Annotated in this window: 20 protein-coding genes; 7 read left to right on the top strand and 13 right to left on the bottom strand. The window is 36.1% G+C overall.

What is annotated here, in order from left to right:
* Positions 1 to 199: 199 nt before the first annotated feature.
* From tnpA (D9782_RS11950) to D9782_RS11940, 3 genes are all read right to left on the bottom strand, one after another.
* Positions 200 to 655: an IS200/IS605 family transposase gene (gene tnpA, locus D9782_RS11950; RefSeq protein WP_121604857.1), complete on the bottom strand. Its 456-nt coding sequence runs from the start codon at positions 653 to 655 to the stop codon at positions 200 to 202.
* Positions 656 to 879: 224 nt separating this feature from the next.
* Positions 880 to 2,091, bottom strand: coding sequence for an ABC transporter permease (locus tag D9782_RS11945; RefSeq protein WP_121604861.1), 1,212 nt, complete (start codon positions 2,089 to 2,091; stop codon positions 880 to 882).
* Entirely contained in the window at positions 2,084 to 2,830 is a 747-nt protein-coding gene (locus D9782_RS11940) for an ABC transporter ATP-binding protein (RefSeq protein ID WP_121604860.1), read from the bottom strand. Before D9782_RS11940 ends, D9782_RS11945 begins: the two co-directional genes overlap by 8 nt.
* Before the next feature lie 682 nt (positions 2,831 to 3,512).
* On the opposite strand from D9782_RS11940, the gene D9782_RS11935 reads away from it, so the two are divergent.
* The 3 genes from D9782_RS11935 to D9782_RS11925 all read left to right on the top strand — a co-directional run bounded on the left by D9782_RS11935 (position 3,513) and on the right by D9782_RS11925 (position 5,099).
* Positions 3,513 to 3,944 carry an HIT family protein gene (locus D9782_RS11935; protein WP_121604859.1) on the top strand — a complete coding sequence of 144 codons (432 nt, stop codon included), beginning with the start codon at positions 3,513 to 3,515 and terminating at the stop codon, positions 3,942 to 3,944.
* Positions 3,945 to 4,097: 153 nt separating this feature from the next.
* The gene (locus D9782_RS11930) at positions 4,098 to 4,619 is read left to right on the top strand and encodes a tryptophan transporter (RefSeq protein WP_121604858.1); all 522 of its coding nucleotides are present in this window, start codon (positions 4,098 to 4,100) and stop codon (positions 4,617 to 4,619) included.
* Between the two features lie 120 nt (positions 4,620 to 4,739).
* A complete protein-coding gene (locus tag D9782_RS11925) occupies positions 4,740 to 5,099 on the top strand; it encodes a YtxH domain-containing protein (RefSeq protein ID WP_026680587.1) in 360 nt (119 codons plus the stop codon).
* Between the two features lie 133 nt (positions 5,100 to 5,232).
* Here the strand turns inward: D9782_RS11925 and D9782_RS11920 are convergent, their stop codons facing one another.
* From D9782_RS11920 to D9782_RS11905, 4 genes are all read right to left on the bottom strand, one after another.
* Complete coding sequence (locus D9782_RS11920; RefSeq protein ID WP_034678821.1) at positions 5,233 to 6,147, bottom strand: glycine betaine ABC transporter substrate-binding protein; 915 nt, start codon at positions 6,145 to 6,147, stop codon at positions 5,233 to 5,235.
* Positions 6,148 to 6,240: 93 nt separating this feature from the next.
* Positions 6,241 to 7,146: a glycine betaine ABC transporter substrate-binding protein gene (locus D9782_RS11915; protein WP_026680585.1), complete on the bottom strand. Its 906-nt coding sequence runs from the start codon at positions 7,144 to 7,146 to the stop codon at positions 6,241 to 6,243.
* A gap of 70 nt (positions 7,147 to 7,216) precedes the next feature.
* Positions 7,217 to 8,071 (bottom strand): ABC transporter permease, encoded by an 855-nt coding sequence (locus D9782_RS11910; protein ID WP_026680584.1) that lies wholly within the window; start codon positions 8,069 to 8,071, stop codon positions 7,217 to 7,219.
* Positions 8,064 to 9,263, bottom strand: coding sequence for a quaternary amine ABC transporter ATP-binding protein (locus D9782_RS11905; protein ID WP_026680583.1), 1,200 nt, complete (start codon positions 9,261 to 9,263; stop codon positions 8,064 to 8,066). Before D9782_RS11905 ends, D9782_RS11910 begins: the two co-directional genes overlap by 8 nt.
* 360 nt (positions 9,264 to 9,623) lie before the next feature.
* Here D9782_RS11905 and D9782_RS11900 point away from each other — a divergent pair, with 360 nt between their 5' ends.
* Positions 9,624 to 10,112, top strand: a complete 489-nt coding sequence (locus D9782_RS11900) for a GbsR/MarR family transcriptional regulator (RefSeq protein ID WP_026680582.1) — start codon at positions 9,624 to 9,626, stop codon at positions 10,110 to 10,112.
* Between the two features lie 341 nt (positions 10,113 to 10,453).
* Here D9782_RS11900 and tnpA (D9782_RS11895) read toward each other — a convergent pair whose 3' ends face one another.
* Together tnpA (D9782_RS11895) and D9782_RS11890 are read right to left on the bottom strand one after the other, a co-directional pair.
* Positions 10,454 to 10,909, bottom strand: a complete 456-nt coding sequence (tnpA, locus tag D9782_RS11895; protein ID WP_121604857.1) for an IS200/IS605 family transposase — start codon at positions 10,907 to 10,909, stop codon at positions 10,454 to 10,456.
* Between the two features lie 168 nt (positions 10,910 to 11,077).
* A complete protein-coding gene (locus tag D9782_RS11890; protein WP_026680581.1) occupies positions 11,078 to 11,422 on the bottom strand; it encodes a DUF1878 family protein in 345 nt (114 codons plus the stop codon).
* A gap of 209 nt (positions 11,423 to 11,631) precedes the next feature.
* On the opposite strand from D9782_RS11890, the gene D9782_RS11885 reads away from it, so the two are divergent.
* The 3 genes from D9782_RS11885 (at position 11,632) to D9782_RS11875 (ending at position 14,028) form a co-directional block, all read left to right on the top strand.
* Positions 11,632 to 12,186 (top strand): DUF3267 domain-containing protein, encoded by a 555-nt coding sequence (locus D9782_RS11885; RefSeq protein WP_026680580.1) that lies wholly within the window; start codon positions 11,632 to 11,634, stop codon positions 12,184 to 12,186.
* A 656-nt stretch (positions 12,187 to 12,842) separates the two neighbouring features.
* On the top strand, positions 12,843 to 13,028 hold the full coding sequence (locus D9782_RS11880; RefSeq protein ID WP_026680579.1) for a hypothetical protein: 186 nt from the start codon (positions 12,843 to 12,845) through the stop codon (positions 13,026 to 13,028).
* 103 nt (positions 13,029 to 13,131) lie between these two features.
* Positions 13,132 to 14,028 carry a peptidylprolyl isomerase gene (locus D9782_RS11875; protein WP_026680578.1) on the top strand — a complete coding sequence of 299 codons (897 nt, stop codon included), beginning with the start codon at positions 13,132 to 13,134 and terminating at the stop codon, positions 14,026 to 14,028.
* A gap of 91 nt (positions 14,029 to 14,119) precedes the next feature.
* Here D9782_RS11875 and D9782_RS11870 read toward each other — a convergent pair whose 3' ends face one another.
* The 4 genes from D9782_RS11870 to D9782_RS11855 all read right to left on the bottom strand — a co-directional run bounded on the left by D9782_RS11870 (position 14,120) and on the right by D9782_RS11855 (position 19,029).
* Complete coding sequence (locus tag D9782_RS11870; RefSeq protein WP_121604856.1) at positions 14,120 to 14,320, bottom strand: sporulation YhaL family protein; 201 nt, start codon at positions 14,318 to 14,320, stop codon at positions 14,120 to 14,122.
* Positions 14,321 to 14,401: 81 nt separating this feature from the next.
* Positions 14,402 to 15,358, bottom strand: coding sequence for a 3'-5' exoribonuclease YhaM (yhaM, locus tag D9782_RS11865; protein ID WP_034678769.1), 957 nt, complete (start codon positions 15,356 to 15,358; stop codon positions 14,402 to 14,404).
* Positions 15,359 to 15,463: 105 nt separating this feature from the next.
* Positions 15,464 to 16,009, bottom strand: a complete 546-nt coding sequence (locus tag D9782_RS11860; protein ID WP_026680575.1) for a GbsR/MarR family transcriptional regulator — start codon at positions 16,007 to 16,009, stop codon at positions 15,464 to 15,466.
* Between the two features lie 77 nt (positions 16,010 to 16,086).
* On the bottom strand, positions 16,087 to 19,029 hold the full coding sequence (locus D9782_RS11855) for an ATP-binding protein (RefSeq protein ID WP_121604855.1): 2,943 nt from the start codon (positions 19,027 to 19,029) through the stop codon (positions 16,087 to 16,089).
* Between the last annotated feature and the right edge of the window lies 1 nt (position 19,030).

Below are 19,030 nucleotides of genomic sequence, written 5' to 3'. Positions count from 1 at the left end.
AGCCCTCTCGCTGGATACGGAAGGTTTCGGTAGTGATTCATCGCACGTAGAAAAGCGCGCCTCTTTTCCAAGGAATCTCGCATTTATTTTAATAACTATCCGCCCGTAAAACGGGCGGTTTTAGTTTCGCCCTATAAGGGCACTTTACCAACGAGACCCCTAAAGGGGCTTCTGAATTGACCGTCAACCGTTTATCTTCCTACCTATTTTTAAATGGATCGACGTATTCACGTTTACTCATGTTGTCTCGTAGTCTATCCTCCGATTCTTGTTCACGAATGTATTTTGCCACAGTTTTTTGATTGAGCCCTACTGTACTGACATAGTAACCTTTAGCCCAAAATGTGCGGTTTCCATGATTGTATTTTAAGTTGGCATGTCTATCATGGATCATTAAAGAGCTTTTACCTTTTAAGTAGCCCATAAAGTAAGACACTGACATTTTTGGTGGTATTTTAACCAGCATATGGATGTGGTCAGTCATGGCATGAGCCTCAATAATTTCTACATCTTTCATCTCACATAAACGTCTTAAGATCACCCCGATGTCTCTTCTGAACTTGCCATAAATTTCTTTCCTTCTGTACTTGGGTATAAAGACTATGTGATACTTACAATTCCATCGGGTGTGTGATAAACTATTGTCACTCGACATGAGTAGATCTCCTTTCTATATATAGAGTCGGTTTGACGGCCAACTCTATTATATCGAAAGGAGATTTTTCTGTTACAACTCTACAAGTTTAATTCTCACACAGGCAGAGCCTGTGGTTTAAAAAACATCAATCAGAAAACAAACTATAATTAGTTTTAACTAATAACTAATTATAGTTTGTTTTTTATTGGTTCTTATTTACTTTCGTCCAAGATTCTTTTTCTTTATATTAATTTTTTCTTTACATACCCAAGAATAAATAGAAAATTAAACAAGCTTCCACTGATAAGGACGATTACCATTCCTAAGTATTGACCTAAAGCGATAAATACAATGGAAAATATAACGGTTTGTATACCAGTTAACTGAAATAACAGTTTCATTAATGACGCTTGACGCACAGCCTTAGAAACTGGATAAAGGTCTATCCACATCACCGTTCTATGATGCTGATAAAGTGCCATCATCTGAAAACTGCTTAAGTATAAAAACAAAATAGCAAAAACTACTTTTAACCAGAATGATGGAATAAAATATATAAACAGTCCGCCTATTACAATTAGCCTTACAAACATACCTAAATAATCGCCGCTTCTAATAAAGGTAACTCGATATAGATAATCATACGTGTATTTCTGCATAAATGGCAAGCTGCTTACCAACTTTACAAGCCATTGTCGCTTGCGTACACGACTCTTTAAATGAGGTACATCAGCAAACATATTAGCAAGACGATAAAATGCTTGCATTCTATTCTGGTCTTTTTCTACGAGTAAATCCCAAACAATTCCTGGCTGCTTACGGCAAGTTTGATAAATATAGAGGAATAATGCTGTAAATAAGACAGTGCTTATACCCGCTAACAGCATATTACCATCGATTAAGAAGTAAAATACCGCTACATTTAGCACTGTTCTAACTGTAATATCTGTTCGACGTACGCCAGGTTCTCGAACCTTAAGCATCCACCAATTTGCAATTAAATTTCCTGCTTTAAATAGGAGTAGAACAGCAATGGTAATCATATAGACTTGACCTGATCGCCTATCATAGATAGTACTATACAGTGGTCCCAATGCTGCAGCAGCTAATAAAACAAGATAGAGTTGAATGATAAAGCTATAAAGCAAGGTATTCCGAAAATAAGGACCCATTTTATGTTCTGCAGCAATTAAAAATACAAGATCAGGCTCTTTAAGTAATGTGCGTACAGGACTATAGCTAGCAATCATACCGAATACTGTACCAATAATTATTGCAGCAGGGAAATTTTCTGGTATTTCTAGGAGCCACTTTTGATAATAAAACGCAAGCGCAGAAATGAAAAAAAGCAGAGCTACAGCAATATGTCCATTAAAAATGTAGCGTAGATAACGGCTTGTCTCTTTTACATGAGCAGCAAATCGATTTTTAAAGAAAGCATGTGAATCAAACATGGCTATCTTCTTCCTTTGTTAATTGAACATATAAATCATCTAATGTTGCACCTGGCATATTAAAGCTTTCACGTAATTCTTCAAGCGTACCCATTGCCCTAATTTCACCATCGTGTAATATTACAAAGCGATCACAATATCGTTCAGCAGTTGCCAATATATGTGTAGACATTAGAACACCAGAACCATTATTCTTCATTTCCTCCATAAGTTGTAAATATGACTGAATACCTAAGGGATCTAATCCAACAAACGGTTCATCTACAATGTACAATGGTGGTTCTATTAAGAAAGCACACATAATCATTACTTTCTGTCTCATACCTTTAGAAAAGTGAACCGGGAACCAATTTAGCTTTTTCTCCATTCTAAATTCTTTAAGTAATGGCTGTAATCTCTTTTCAAAAACTTCTTCTGGTATATCATAAGCCATTGCCGTTAAGCGAAGATGCTCATAAAGCGTTAATTCATCATAAAGTATTGGCATCTCAGGGATATAGGCCATTTGGTTACGATAACTTTCCGCATTTTCTTTAAACGTCTTGCCATTAACAGAGACTGTCCCCTTTTTTGCCTGCATCAAACCAATGACATGCTTAATAGTCGTACTTTTCCCTGCTCCATTTAACCCGATTAATCCAACTATTTCACCTGAATGCACGTCAAAAGATATTCCATGAAGTACATTTTTATGCGTGTATCCGCCGTATAGATTGTTAATATGTAATAATGCTTCCACGATTGGCTCCTCCTCTTCGTCTAGTGTATATTTTATCATTTGTGGAAGGGAAAACCAAAGTAAACTATATGCTTTTTTTCGACAAAACGAATAATACTAGCCTGTTTAACATTCATTGTTAAGGAATAGGTGACTCCCTCTCTAGTAGAGGGCAAATGATTTACAAAAAAATTGTATAATTTTTAAACTCGCGTAAACACTATTTAGTGAAGGGATAAGGATGTAACCAAGTTCACCAGAAACAAGTATTTTTCGTGTGATAAACACAAATGAGGTGTCAGCGATCGAGTATCTAATGTAAATTTCGTGTATTCTTACACAAATGAGGTGTTAGTGATCGATATCTAACTGAATTCGTGGATTAAACACAAAAATGAGGTGTTTGTGAACGGTAATCTAATGATATAAATCCTTTTTTTGAGCACATCTTCCATTAAGAAGATACAACAAAAAGGTTTTGTAAATGAGCGTAGCAAAAAGCTAATTGCTTTTAAGACAGTTGTTTACAATGTCCCCGCGTTAGAAGACATTCTTTCCCTTCATCAGACTAGTCCTTTGGGCTAGTCTGTTTTTGTACAGATCACTTCTATTTCAACTTTCTGTTATTTTCACAATAGAATTCTTTACAATGACGGCTATTCCTATATACAATAAAATAAAAAGCAGAGGAATGGTGATACGAATGAGTCATGAAGATTGTATTTTTTGTAAAATTATTGATGGAGAGATACCCTCCGCTAAGGTGTATGAGGATGAAGACGTCTATGCATTTCTCGATATTAGTCAAGTAGCTAAAGGCCACACATTGGTTATTCCAAAAACACATGTGAAAAATATTTACGAAACACCAGCAGAAGTAGCTTCTAAGCTATTTGAACGCGTACCCAAAATTGCGAATGCAATTAAAGATACGTATAAACCGATTGGAATGAACTTACTAAATAATAATGAGAAGGCTGCCGATCAGTCCGTATTTCACCTACATATCCATATTTTACCTCGCTACGTGGAGAATGACGGATTTTCTTCCAATTGGACAGTGCATACTGACGACTATACATCAAATGATTTACAACAAATTGCAAGCGAAATCAATAGCGCTATTAAATTGTAATAAACTGGCTAAAAATAAAGCTACGAATCTTTATATTCGATGACAAATTTGTTATAATAGCATTATACTCCTGCAGCTGACAATCAGTGTACAGTTGAGGAGCAAAGCGTTACTTGTTTAGAGCAGAGATAGCTGAGAAGAGGAGAGGTATAAATGAATACAAAAGCGCTGGTTACTTTGTCCCTATTAGTAGGTGTTGGTGCAGTACTGCATACAGTAGTTCCGCCGATAATTTTTGGAGTTAAACCCGACATGCTACTTTCTATGATGTTTTTAGGAATCCTTTTGTTTCCTACGTTAAAGTATGTAGCGATAGTAGCGATTGTAACAGGAATTGTGTCTGCATTAACGACGACAGCACCGGGAGGGCAAATCGCAAATCTTATTGATAAGCCAATTACTGCAGTTATTTTTTTACTTTTGTACCTGCTTTTGAAAAATCGCTTAAATAATTCGATTAGTGCCCCACTACTTACAGCAGTGGGTACCATGATTTCTGGTGCAATTTTCTTAAGTATAGCTTTATTCATTATCGGTTTAATGGATGGCTCATTCTTGGCATTATTTGGGCTTGCTGTATTACCAGCTGCATTACTTAATACAATTATTATGGCTGTCGTTTTTCCGATTGTACAGCGTATTATAAAGAGGTCACAGCCACTTGTATCTACTTAATCGATATCAAATCCTCTGGCACAATGTCGGAGGATTTTTTAAAAATTACTTATTAATTACGTTTGACACTATACCCCTTAAAGGTAAATATAACTATGAGGGGAAAGGAGCGAATAAATAATGACTAACAGTAAATCATTATTATTAGGTATCCTAGTTGGAGGGAGTGTTAGTGCAGCAGTTACTTTATTAAGCACTCCATCAACAGGTAGAGACTTTCGCAGCCAAGTAAAAAGCAAAAGTCTAGAATGGAAAGACATGTTATTGAATTTAAAACAAGATGGACTTCGTTTAAAAAAACAAATTCGTGCCACTTCTCAGGAGGGTGCGACCTTAATTAAGGAGCTCACCCAAGATATGAAAAAATCTGTAGGTGATTGGAAAGCAACTGTAGAACCCCATCAAGAAAATATTCACCATTATTTAGAACAAATTGAGTCGAGTTTAAAAGATTTAGAGGAAAAAGTAAAAACACAGTAATCCCAAAAGGTTAAATCAATAGGAAAAGCACAAAAAGCTTACGCAAGGTTCCCCCTCAGTAAGCTTTTTGTGCTTTTTGAACAAATGTAGGAACTTCAGCGTCACTATCTTGCATAAGATATTCTTCTCCTACTTACTTTGACTTTGCTTGCAAGTCTTCAATCGAATCAATATCCATGTATTCTGGTACAACAAGCCCTATTTTTGCTCCTTCTAGATTTGCACCCATATCTACAAAGTCCTCCTTGAATTCATCATAGAAATCTTTGTGTGTCATAGGCATCCATGCAGCTAAGGTAGCATCTGCATCACCATTGGCAATAGCCTCAAATACAACAGCCACATCTACCGGAGTGATGGTCACATCAAATCCTTTTTGACGTAATACCTCTGCTACAACATTTGCTGATGAGCGTTCTGAATCCCATGGAGTAGACACTAACTCAATGGATACGCCATCTACATCTTCTACGCCTTCTGTCCAGGCTTTTACTTTTTCAGGATTGTCTTTTACCCATTGCTTCGCAACTTCTGCAATATCCTTACCACTTTCAGAGGCTTCATACATGATACCTTCCATGTCTTCAACGCTCCAATTGAATTGATCAATTAATTTATAAGCATTAGGCTTATCCTCTTTTAATCCTTTACGAGCTAATGATTTGATAACCTCTACATCGCCATAAATTCCTTTTGGATCTTCTAAATATTTAATATTATCAAATTTCGCAAACATCCAATGTGGATTCCAGCCAGTAACAACAATCGGCTCTTCATTTTTAATAGCATCTTCCAACTCTGTTACCATCGCAGCTGTTGATGACTGCTCTAATTCCCAGCCAGACAATGTTTCATATTCTTCAATTGCTTTTTCTGTCGTAACAGTTATACCTGCTCCTGGTTCAATACCAGTGATCGTGTAATTCACTGCTTCACTATAATTCGTTTCTTCACTAGCTTCCTTTGAACCATCTGCTTGCTTATCTTCCGATTCACTTGAACCACAAGCAGCTAATACAAATACAGATAGTAATCCAACACATAACATGGCTAACCATTTCTTATTACTCACCTAAACATCCTCTCATTAATTTATATCAATAGGAAAGCTGATACGATTTGTATCAGCTTGTCATTTTACTTATTCTACTCCTTTAACCCATTCATCTACTTTTTCTTGGTTTTCCTCTACCCATGCAGCAGCTGCATCTTCAGGAGAGGTTCCGTTAGAAATTTCAAGCATTACAGCTTCCATATCTTCAGTAGTCCAGTTAAATTGGTCTAGAATTTTATATGCATTTGGCATATCATCTTTAAGCCCTTTACGAACCATCGTATCAATGGTTTCTGCTTCACCAAATGTACCTTTTGGATCTTCTAAATATTTTAATTCATATTTAGCAAATTTCCAGTGTGGAGTCCAACCAGTAACAATAATATCTTCTTCGTTTTCAATAGCTGAACCTAATTCCGTTGCCATTGCTCCACTAGATGAGGTTTGTACTTCCCATCCCTTCAGATTGTCATAATCTGTTAAGGCTTGTTCAGCGGCTCCAACAACACCAGCTCCTGGTTCAATACCAGTAATCGTTTTGTTGGCTTGTGCATCTAAGTCTTCAATGCTATTTACATCCATATATTTAGGCACAACTAATCCAATTTTTGCACCTTCAAGGTTTGTACCAAGTTCTTCTACTTGATCACCATATTCTTCATATTGGTCAGCATGTGTTGCTGGTAACCACGCAGCCACCATACCGTCTGCTTCACCATTTGCGACAGCTTCCCACATTACAGCGTTATCAAGTGGTGTTAATTTCACATCAAAGCCTTGATCTTCTAAAACCTTTCCAACGACGTGTGTAGAAGCAATTTCTGAATCCCATTCAACATAAGCTAATTCAATTTCTTTTGCTTCACCTTCAGAAGCTGTTCCTTCATCAGAACCATTACCTGTTGACTCATCATCAGAGCCACAACCAGCTGCAAATAATGATAATGAAAGCCCTGCTACTAGACCAAGGCGTTTCCAATTACGTTTAAACATAATGCTAATCTCCCCTTTTATTTAAAATTTATATATGGAAACTTTTCATTAGAAAAGATACCAACATAGGTTATTGTTTTTGCTTATTCATATTTTGAGTAATTCGATCGATAATAATCGCAAGAATTACAATTCCCACTCCAGCAACAAAACCAGTTCCTACTTGAGCTCGTTGCAATGCAGATAGTACTTCTCTACCAAGCCCAGGTGCACCAATCATAGAAGCAATAACTACCATAGATAGTGCAAGCATCACGGTTTGGTTTATCCCTGCCATAATCGTCGTTTTTGCCATTGGTAATTCTACCTTAAATAACTTTTGTGCTCCTGTACTACCAAATGCCTCGGAAGCTTCAACTAATTCCTGAGAAACTTGACGAATTCCTAAATTTGTAAATCGAACGGTTGGTGGTGTTGCAAAAATCAGTGATGCAAAAACACCAGGGACCATACCAATTCCGAAAAAGGCAACAGCCGGTATTAAATATACAAAGGCTGGCATTGTCTGCATAAAGTCAAGAATCGGCGTAATAATTGCTGATGCTATTCTACTTTTTGACATCAGAATTCCTACAGGCACACCAATAATTACCGATAAAATACTAGCAAGTAATACAAGTGTAAAGGTACTCATTAAGTGCTCCCATAATTCTTGGTTATAAATAAACCAAAGTCCAACAATCGAAAAAGTAGCTAGACCAAATTTCTTACCGGAAATAAAGAATGCAATAACTGCAACTAAAAGAATTATGATAACCGGCGGAACAGATATTAGAAATTCAGATGTACTCTCCATAAAACTTCCGAAATGTTCTTTGATCGGGTCAAATAAAAAGGAAAACTTCTCCGTAATCCATTCCGTTGCGTCTTTCGTTTTCTCTGCAATCGGTAATTTTGGAACAAAATCTAATACATTATTAAGCATTTTCTAAATTCACCTCTCCATCACTGGATAGTGCAGCAAGAACTGCACCTCGAACAATAATTCCAATTAATTTTTCATTTTCCACTACAGCTACTGGAATTGGTGAATCATGGATAATGTCAAAAATCTCATGCATCGGGGTTTCTCTTTCGACTTTCGGAATATCATTCTTCAAAACCTCTGTTAAGTTATTAATTTCTTTTTTGCGAGCTTCTGATGCATCATCGGCGGTTATATAGCCTTTCAGGTTACGCTTGCTATCTACTACAAAAATGCTAGATAATCCTTCTTCGCGCATGCGTTCTAAAGCTACACGTGGACCATGCTTCTCCATGTTTACTGTTTCTGGGCGTTTCATAATATGCTGTGCAGTCAATACCTTTGAACGGTCAACGTCTTCAACAAACTTTTCAACATAATCATTTTCAGGATTGACTAAGATTTCTTCAGGTGTTCCGATCTGAACAATTGATCCATCCTTCATGAGTGCAATCCGATCTCCAATCCGTAATGCTTCATCTAAATCATGCGTAATAAACAAGATCGTTTTCTGCATAGTCGTTTGTAAATCTAGTAATTCATCTTGCATTTCTTTACGAATTAATGGATCTAATGCAGAGAAAGCCTCATCCATTAAAAGGACTTCAGGATCGTTAGCCAATGCTCGAGCAAGACCAACTCGTTGCTGCATTCCACCTGATAACTGACTTGGTTTCTGATGAATATAATCTCCTAAACCTACTAACTCTAGTGCTTCCTGCGCTTTTTTCTTACGATCTTCCTTTGGAACCTTTTGAATTTCCAAACCGTATTCAGCATTTTCTAGAATGGTACGATGTGGAAACAATGCAAACTTTTGAAATACCATACTTAGCTTTTCTCGACGGACTTCGCGCAATGATTTTTTATCCATCGTTGCTAAATTGTCTCCATCTATCATAATGGTTCCTTCAGTAGGCTCTATCAAGCGATTGATTAGCCGTACTAATGTTGATTTACCACTTCCAGATAACCCCATAATGACAAAGATTTCCCCTTCTTCAACAGAAAAGGACGCCCGATTCACCCCTACTGTGTTGCCTGTTTCTTTTAAGATGGCATCCTTTGACAAACCTTTATCGAGAAGCTTTAGCGTTTGCTTCGGATTTTTACCGAAAACTTTTGATAGATTTTTCGCTTCTATTACTGGCAATTCATTCACCTCTTTTTTCTATTTCAGCCCATGACCCATGATGAAGGGACTAATACTTTTCTATCAGGATAGCTACACAAAAATACGCGTGCAAAACTATCTTGCATGTTATATAGATTTCCACGAGCTCCGAACAAATTATTCAATTACTTTATCTACTATAACGATTTTAAAGATACAATACAAACTTTAAATTCTATTAGTTTTGTATATATTTTTTGTACAGTTTATACTGTACGAACATTACATTAAATTTGCTTTGTATACCTCCGATTTCCTTTAAAATACTAGTAGATAAACAGTTTTTAATCATTGGGTAATTAGTGTAATCTTGATATATCAAGGCTTTAGGAGGATTTTATGAATAGACCTCAAACAGAAATAATCACCAATAAAATCATGTTGGAATTTTCAAAAACGGTAGAGATGTTCGGATTTACCCCGTTAGAGTCACGATTGTTTGCCTTTTTATACTTATCAGAAAAGCCAAAAACATTAGACGAAATGGCTGAAGCCCTCGGAAAAAGCAAAACTTCCATGAGTACGAGCATACGCTCACTTTCAGATCAGAATCTTGTAACACGTGTTTGGAAAAAAGGGGTCAGAAAAGATCTTTATGAAGCACATACGCAATTATTCAAGTCATTTATGAATTCCTATATTAGCAAATGGATAGATGCAGCGAATCAGCAAAAAGTATCTCTAGAAGATATTAATGACATCATTAAAGAAGGAAAGGATTCTGATTCCAATGCTAAGCTTTATCTTCATATGGAATCAAGGTTACATCATTTAATACAGTTCCATCAGCAAGTCGAGGATTTATTTCGCGAGATGAAGCAGGAATAGTATTTAGGTGCAATAAGCATGAAAAGAAATAATCGCGGACCATTGTTTATAGCAGAACAAAAGTAGCGACTGGAGCAAGTCAACGGGGGATAAGGAATTACGATGAGCTTGCGAGCTGATGATGACTTAGATTAGGGCGATTCATGAAGTCACCTAGTTTCTGGGCGCTTGCGCTGGACGCGGATCAACATACCCATATTTATCCACATGTTAATTTTTATAGTTTCCAGACAATAACTATCCGCCCGTAAAACGGGCGGTTTTAGTTTCGCCCTATAAGGGCACTTTACCAACGAGACCCCTAAAGGGGCTTCTGAATTGACCGTCAACCGTTTATCTTCCTACCTATTTTTAAATGGATCGACGTATTCACGTTTACTCATGTTGTCTCGTAGTCTATCCTCCGATTCTTGTTCACGAATGTATTTTGCCACAGTTTTTTGATTGAGCCCTACTGTACTGACATAGTAACCTTTAGCCCAAAATGTGCGGTTTCCATGATTGTATTTTAAGTTGGCATGTCTATCATGGATCATTAAAGAGCTTTTACCTTTTAAGTAGCCCATAAAGTAAGACACTGACATTTTTGGTGGTATTTTAACCAGCATATGGATGTGGTCAGTCATGGCATGAGCCTCAATAATTTCTACATCTTTCATCTCACATAAACGTCTTAAGATCACCCCGATGTCTCTTCTGAACTTGCCATAAATTTCTTTCCTTCTGTACTTGGGTATAAAGACTATGTGATACTTACAATTCCATCGGGTGTGTGATAAACTATTGTCACTCGACATGAGTAGATCTCCTTTCTATATATAGAGTCGGTTTGACGGCCAACTCTATTATATCGAAAGGAGATTTTTCTGTTACAACTCTACAAGTTTAATTCTCACACAGGCAGAGCCTGTGGTTTAAAAAACATCAATAAAAAAGAAGATAATTTCAGTACATTATCTTCTTTTCTAACCCTTATTATTTTGTTTGATTATACGAATAAATTCATTCATGAGAGAGGGGTAGAAGCCTTCTCGTTGCAGCGCATTAATCGTACTATCCGGTTCAAGCTTTTCTGTTAACATACCTGCAAAATGAATAAGTAATGATGAGAAATGAATCAGACCTTCTTCTTTTTGTGCTTCATATTGTTCGTTAAGCTTCTCGAGGCGCTCCATTAGAATAGCAAATTCTTCTCTTGTTAAATTTCTTTCAATCACTAATTTCGTAAATGGATATTCATCCATATCAATTATTTTGGAAAGTAGTTGTAAATGAAAAGCTGCTGTCTCAGCCTCATTGAAAGTGCCCACTTTATCATACTCCTCCCCTACTAGCACGCTTTACGTCTACCTTACATAGGCTTAATATTAAACGATCTATAGCAGCATGTCCTTACTTGTATTATAAACTTTTCTTAACGTCCAAAAAAAGTATAAAAAAAGTATTGATTTTTCCCTTTAATCGTACTATCATTCTTGAAGGATAAAAACTTCTAAGAAGCATGATGGAGGGATCAAAAATGAATTGCTGGAAATCAATCAACCTTGCAAAAGAATTTGGCAAAAGTCGTTTGTACCTTGTGTCTTTTTTAACTGCCTTACTCTCATTTATTTTTCTCTATGTACCTATTACATTGGCCCAAGGAACAAATGAAGTGAATGAACAGGGTATTATTCCTTTCCTGCTATTGCTTGTGCTGTTACCGACAGTTCATTCATGTATGCATATACTTCCTTTGATCCTGATGAATAAACGAATAAAAGTAATTTTTAAGATGAAATATAACGTTTTTCCTGTATTTTATTATTATACGAAATATCACTTAACAAAAAAAGCATATTTATTAGTTGCGCTAGCACCTACTATCTTAATTACGATACCTGGGCTAGTTGCAAGCTATTATTTTATCGATTACTCTGTCTATATTATCATATTGACGTCGGCCAATATCGGTATCGCATTTATTGATTTACTTTATGTAGCATATCTTTGGAAAGCACCTAAGCGATCACTAATAGAAAATAGAGAAGATGGTAATGGATTTGATATTTTAATAAGAGCGCATCAACACTAAGATTCTTCTGAGACAAAAGTAAATAAGAAACAATAAAAAAGAACTATAATTAGTTGTGATATTAATTATAGTTCTTTTTTAATTAAAATAAATGATTTAGCATCTGACTCCTGAATAAATGCGTAATCGCCCGATTAGAAACGTAGCGACTGGAGCTAGTCAACGGAGATAAAAGCATCACGGTGTGCTTGCGAGCCGATGATGATTTAGATTAGGGCGATTCGTGAAGTCACCTAGTTTCTGGGCGCCAGAGTTGGAGCACGCCCACATGAACAAATTTTATGATTTCTTATCTTTTGAAAAAGAAGCGCGCTTCTTCTCTGAGTGATGTATTGCTTCCGAAGTCTTCGTAACCCTACGGGAACAGCACAAGTCCGATGACCACTTGTAACTTTTTCCTTTATCAACTTAGTTGAGGCCATCTACGGAAAGCGAGTATATTTCTCAGGATATGGCGATGATACCTATATTAATAAAACGATTATACATATTTATAGTAATTTGTCCCATCCTCTTTCCTTTTTTCTTGAAACTTAGAATATTCTTCTCTGTTCAGAATGTTAATCTTTTGATACAGTAATGAATAGGATATTGTAGAATGTAATTATAGAGGAGAAAAACAAGTTGTTTGTTAAGTACGACAAGGGGGTCCTACGATGAATATTATCTTTCTCTTATATGGATTTATTATATTACTTATTTTTAATTCATTAACGCATCAATTCTGTCTAAAAATGGAAATGGAGACCTTAAAGCAAGGAAAAATGTTTCGAGTTATAAACATTATGGTAACCGTCTTACTTGTGTGTTCCTACGTACGAGTAATGAATGTAATGGTATAAGCACACCCTACTGTTTCATATAAGGCTGTATTTTTTATATCCTAATATGTTATATTTATTGTTAGGGGAGATTATTGTACAAGCAGATTAGGAGTGTTCATGTATGAAGAAAACAGCAATTGCTGTCACATTGACTGCAGGATTATTCACACTTGCAGCATGTAGCTCAGGTGACGATGAAGCGGTCGTGAAAACTAACGCAGGAGATGTGACAAAGGAAGAATTTTACCAAGAATTAAAAGATCGTTATGGTGAAAAGATTCTTCAAGAAATGGTAACTATCGAAGTACTTGAAGATAAGTACGATGTATCCGATGACAAAGTAGATGAAGAAATCAAGAAAATGAAAGACCAGCTTGGTGATCAGTTTGACGCTGCCGTACAACAGCAATTTGGCAGTGAAGACGCATTACGTAGTGTCATCAAAATCAGTCTACTTCAAGAAGCTGCTGTCTCAGAAGATGTAGACATTAAAGAAGAAGAACTAAAAGATCTTTATGAACGAAAAAACACTGAAATTAAAGCACAGCATATCTTAGTAGAAGATGAAAAAACAGCAAAAGAAGTCAAAAAGAAAGTTGATGACGGTGGTGACTTTGCAAAGTTAGCTAAAGAATATTCTACTGATACTGGGAGCGCCGAACAGGGTGGTGACCTTGGTTACTTCTCATCAGGTCAAATGGTACCCGAATTTGAGGATGCTGCTTATAGCATGAAAAAGGGCGAAGTAAGTGATCCAGTTAAAACCCAACATGGTTACCATATCATTAAAGTAAATGATATTCGTGATAAAGAAGAAAATATTGGGAAATATGAAGATGTAAAAGAAGATTTACGTCGTGAACTATTATCACAAAAAATGGATGCAACAAAAGCGCAAGAGAAAATTGATAATATTCTTAAAGATGCAGACATTGAAGTGAAGATTGATAAATATAAGGATATGTTCGAAAAGGAAGAAGCAAAGGAATCTAAAGAGGATACCGAAGCTAAAGGATAACTTTCAAACTTTAAAGGACTAGTCACAATTCGTGGACTAGTCCTTTTGCATACCATATGTCAAGATTTCTCTGTTAAACAGAAGCCCTTAATTAAGATGTTTCTTTTTCTTGCTCCTGCCTTTGCTTCCTTTCCCTTTCTGCCCGTAAACGATCCATATACACCTTTCCCTCTTTTTCAATAAATTGGTGCTCCAATTTTTTCTCGGCATGCATTGCTCGAAATGCCATAAAACCGCTTAGAAAAATAAATATGATCATTACGAATACCCACCAAGGCACTCCTAGTATCATCATTTAGGCCTCCTTGTCCATCTTCTCTACAAAATATATATGAAAAGAACATGAAAAAAATGCCCGTAACTTCATTTCTGTTTATTCTTCAAATAACGGCTTATAGAATGAACGATTGTCCATAGCAAATAGCCGTTCCGTAAATTCCCCTGGATTCACTTTATCAAGTGCCCGATTAAGCATATTCATTTTAGCATCAAATAAATCAATAAGATGCAATATTTCAGCTTCACGAACTAATGGCGGCTTTGGACTCCCCCATTCTGGTTTTCCGTGATGACTTAATACGAGATGCTGTAAGATCACAACCTCCTCTCCCTCAATCTGCATTTCTTTTGCTATCATTCCAATTTCCTCTACCATCATGGGAATATGTCCAAGTAATTTACCTTCGAGCGTATATGTCGTTGTCACAACACCAGACAATTCTTTGACCTTACCAATATCATGGAGGATAATTCCCGCATACAGTAAATCCTTATTCAATTCTGGATATAATTTATGCATTTCTTTCGCAATTGCCAGCATACTCACAATGTGGTGGGCTAAGCCTGATGCATAGTCATGATGATTTTTAGCAGCTGCTGGATAGATGAGTAATGCTTCCTGATACTTCTTTATAAAAGCCCGAACTATTCGTTGTAACGTAGGGTTTTGCATTTCAAATATAGCTTCTGTTAACTTCTCTATTAATCTATCTTTTTCAATAGGTGCTTTTTCTATAAAGTCAGAAACATGTACACCGTCTGTAGGCTGTGCAGGACGTAATGACAAAATTTTCAACTGTGCTTTTCCGCGAAATTGATTCACTTCTCCTGAGACTTTCACTATTTGTTCAGCAATGAAGGTGGCTTCATCTTCTTTTGTACTATCCCAAAGCTTTGCTTCAATCTCTCCCGTTGCGTCGCTTAGTATAAGTGTCAAAAAAGGTTTTCCATTACTTGTTAATCCTTTTGTAGCTTCTCTTATAAGTAGAAATCCATCATAGGAATCGCCAATGGTGACTTGGCCAATTCCTTTTTTAAGGTCACTATTCATTTGATTCTCCCCCTTAGATATTCGTGCCTGTTCTAGATTATCTAAACAAAAAGAGACTGACATTAAATAGCCAAAGCCCATTTATCTGTCAATCTCCGTTGTCCATTAATGTTTTGGAATATAGTCGAAGATCTTTCCGGATTCAATTACCTGAATAAACTTCATTAACCATTCATAATAATTCTGTGCATATCGTAGACGTTCAATATCTTTACTTATTTTATTTTTTAGGTTTTCATCATCTGTCTCTTCATAAATCTTTTCCAATTCCGCAATAGCTTCATCGGCTTCCTCGATGTTTGTCTCTGTATGATGGCGCCAACGGTTACCAAATAATGAAGTAAATGATTTATACCAATCTTCTTCTGATTGATACAAATCCTTTCGTATGCCTTTCTTAAATGTTGATTCAACCATCTTCATATCAGATAATGATCGAACACCTGTAGACATACTTGTTTTACTCATTTCTAAGGCATCGCGCATATCGTCCAACGTCATCGGTTGATCTGCAAAATATAAAACACCGTATAATCTTCCAACAGAAGATGTGATACCATATAAATTCATATTTTTAGCAATGACTTGAATGAATTTTTCTATTGTCTCATCATATAATTCCCAATCTTTTGATACATTTTCCTCTGGCAATGGATGTCCCTCCACCTGCATATATATATAATCTGCAAATAGTTTATCATTATTTGTTAATTAATGCGAACAGAATTTCATAGATGTATATAACTTTTATTTTCTGAAGCTTCAACCATTTCTTTTTTACATGTAAAAACAAGGACTTGCTGCTGTTTAGCAATACGATTTAAAATGTTTATTATACGTTGCGTACGAATAGAATCAAAATGGACAAATGCATCATCTATCATAAACGGTAGTGCATGCCTTTCACTCATACTACTACTAATCGCTAATCGCAAGGAAACATATAACTGATCAATCGTTCCCTGTGATAACTCCTTTATCGTAAAGCGCGTGCCATCATTTCTCTCTACCTTAAACGGAACATCCTGTGATGGAGGATATACTTTTTGATATCGATTTCCGGTCAATTCTGCAAAAAATAATGACGTTTCCTCGATAATTTCGCTCAAATATTTATCGCGGTAAGACCGCTTCGTTCTGAGTAGTAATTCTTTGGCCGTTTTCATAACAGCCCATTTTTTTACTAACTGGTTTAGTTTTTCCTTATCTTGCTCTATAAGATGTATGGAATCTGAATATTCTTCAGACATTTCTATTGAGGTTATCATGGCATTACGATCTGCCAAAGTCTGTCTGCCTTTTTCTAGAGCTTCTTCTAAATTGCTTATGCGTTCTTTTGTTTGCTCTAACTCCATTCGTAAGGAATCTGCATCCATGTCCTCTTGCGTATAATGCTGCCAAGTAGTAGCCTTAAACAAGGCAGAGAGTTGACTTTCCAGCTTTGCTCTGCTATTAGTTAAGGTACGTTTTTCGTCTACTATTTTGGCCTTCTTATAGAAATCCTCCTCTGAATTAACCTCGGCAATTGTAAATAACTTTGCCATTTCTTGTTCATAGGTTTTCATTTTTTCATTCAGATTATATTGATTTTCCATTGTCTCCTGAAGTAGTTGCTGATTAAAGTCTAGTTGCTTTATCGTTTCATCGTTTTCCTCAACGATATGCATAATCCAATCATACTGCTGTTTAATGGGTTTACCTTTCCCATCCCGATTTACTTTTGATAAAAACATTGATATTCTATCTGACATTTTTTCTAATGCTTCTTGATTTTCCGTAATTCTGTCTCTATATTCCTGCAATTGCTTCGACATTCTAATACTATTTTTTAGTTCATGGAAAAATTCCGGCCAGTAAGTCGGATTAATCTCCTGTAAAAAGGGATATTGTTCGTGTTGTTCCTTCATTTGATTTTCGATCCGTTGATATCTTTCCATATGCTGGAACTGTTTTTCTTCCCATTGTAATAAGGATATTTCGGTTGTTTTTAGCTGCTCTTGTAATAACCGAATCTCATTCTTTAACTGCTGTTGCTGTTCAAGCTTACTTTCTAATTCTAAACATTCCTTCTCCGTGACGTTATTACTTGGCTGCGGTTTTTCTGAATGTAGCATATGATCAATTTCAGCTATTGATTTTTTTTGCCAAAACCATTGACCTACACCTGTCATCAACACAAACATAGCAATTACCAAGAATAAATTTCGTTCTATTGTTATTGCGACCAGTAAACAAATCAAAGCTGCTGAAATTGCTGCTAACACAATGTATTTTGCTTTTCTTTCTTTCATTAATTTCTTATACTGCCAGTCTTTACTTCGTTGGTTTTGAACATGGTTTATTTGCTGTAGCATTTCCGAATGCTTAACAGATTTCAACTGATGTTGCCATTCATCGATTGTTCTCTCTGGATAAAGATTTTCTCTTCCAGTATCTATTTGATTCCATAAGATCGTTCGCTGTTTGTTAAGTTGGTTACGTTCTATATCTAATTGCTCTTTTTCAAGATCAAGCTTATCCAAGTCGTTTTTTATATGCTTCCAATGCTTTTCTGTGTGAAAGGATAGATGAGTGTTTTGTAAGTCTTCTTCATTTAAAGAAATGTTTAGATTTTCTAACGTTTTTTCAATATGTAGCTGTTGCTTTTGTAATGCAACCTGCAGTCTGTTATTTTCTTGTTGGTACGCTTCATAAGAAGCTTTATCCGCTAATAAATCCTTTGCTTCCTGTATAATAACTTCGTTTACTTTTCTCTCCTCTAATGAATGAATCGTTTCGGATAACCGACGTATATTTTCATGTGAAACTGCATTTTCACTTTTAAGTGGTAGTAACAACTCTTTTTGCTTTTCCAATCTCTCTCTGCCACTCTCCGGAAAAGCTAACACTTCAGGTAAGTGTTGTAACCGTTCCATAACTGCTTGATATTCCTGAATAATTGGCCAAGCATGATGCTTCTTTTCCAACTTAATTCGCTTTGCCGTTTCTTGTTCTAAATCAATTCGAAGCGCCTGTAGTTCCTTTTCTATTTGCTGAGCTTCTAATTTCTTATTTCGATAGGAACCTTCCGATTTTTTCCATTTATCTAAACGTTCTTGCATTTGCTGTAAATTACTTAATTGCTGGTTAATCGCTGGTTTTTTGCCGTATGGTTTATATAACTCACCTATTTTAGAATCCAATTGCTTCTCAACGGTATACAAATTCGTAGAGCCCGTCATACCAATGCCTAAAATAACATCCCCCAGATCATCTTCTTTCATCGTTGTTATAGTAGCTAAATCATTTGCAGAAAATGAAAAGATTGATTGGTAGATAGCATAATTCATTCCTTTTAAACGTTCTTTTAACCATTGCTCCTCTTCTTCATTGCCATCAGCAGTGTAACAAACAGCAGCACCATTTCGTACTTCATGAAATCGCTCAATAGTAAATCGTACTCCCTTATCAACAACGGTAAGTCTTCCCCCCATTTTCCCACTCGTTTTTGGTCGATAAAACTCTCGTTGCTTAGGTGGTAAACCAAAAAGCATAAAAAGAATGAAAGTATGTAAGGTTGATTTGCCTGATTCGTTTTCTCCATAAATATACGTTACCTGTTGGTTTGAAAAATCGATCGTATCGTCTACCCATTTACCAAAGCCAAATATGGTAGCTTGTTCAAATTTCACG

The sequence above is a fragment of the Virgibacillus sp. Bac332 genome, assembly GCF_003667785.1.
GTDB classification, from domain to species: Bacteria; Bacillota; Bacilli; order Bacillales; family Amphibacillaceae; genus Virgibacillus; species Virgibacillus salarius.
The sequence above is the reverse complement of the archived record's forward strand: the minus strand, read 5'-3'. Positions and strand labels throughout refer to the sequence as shown.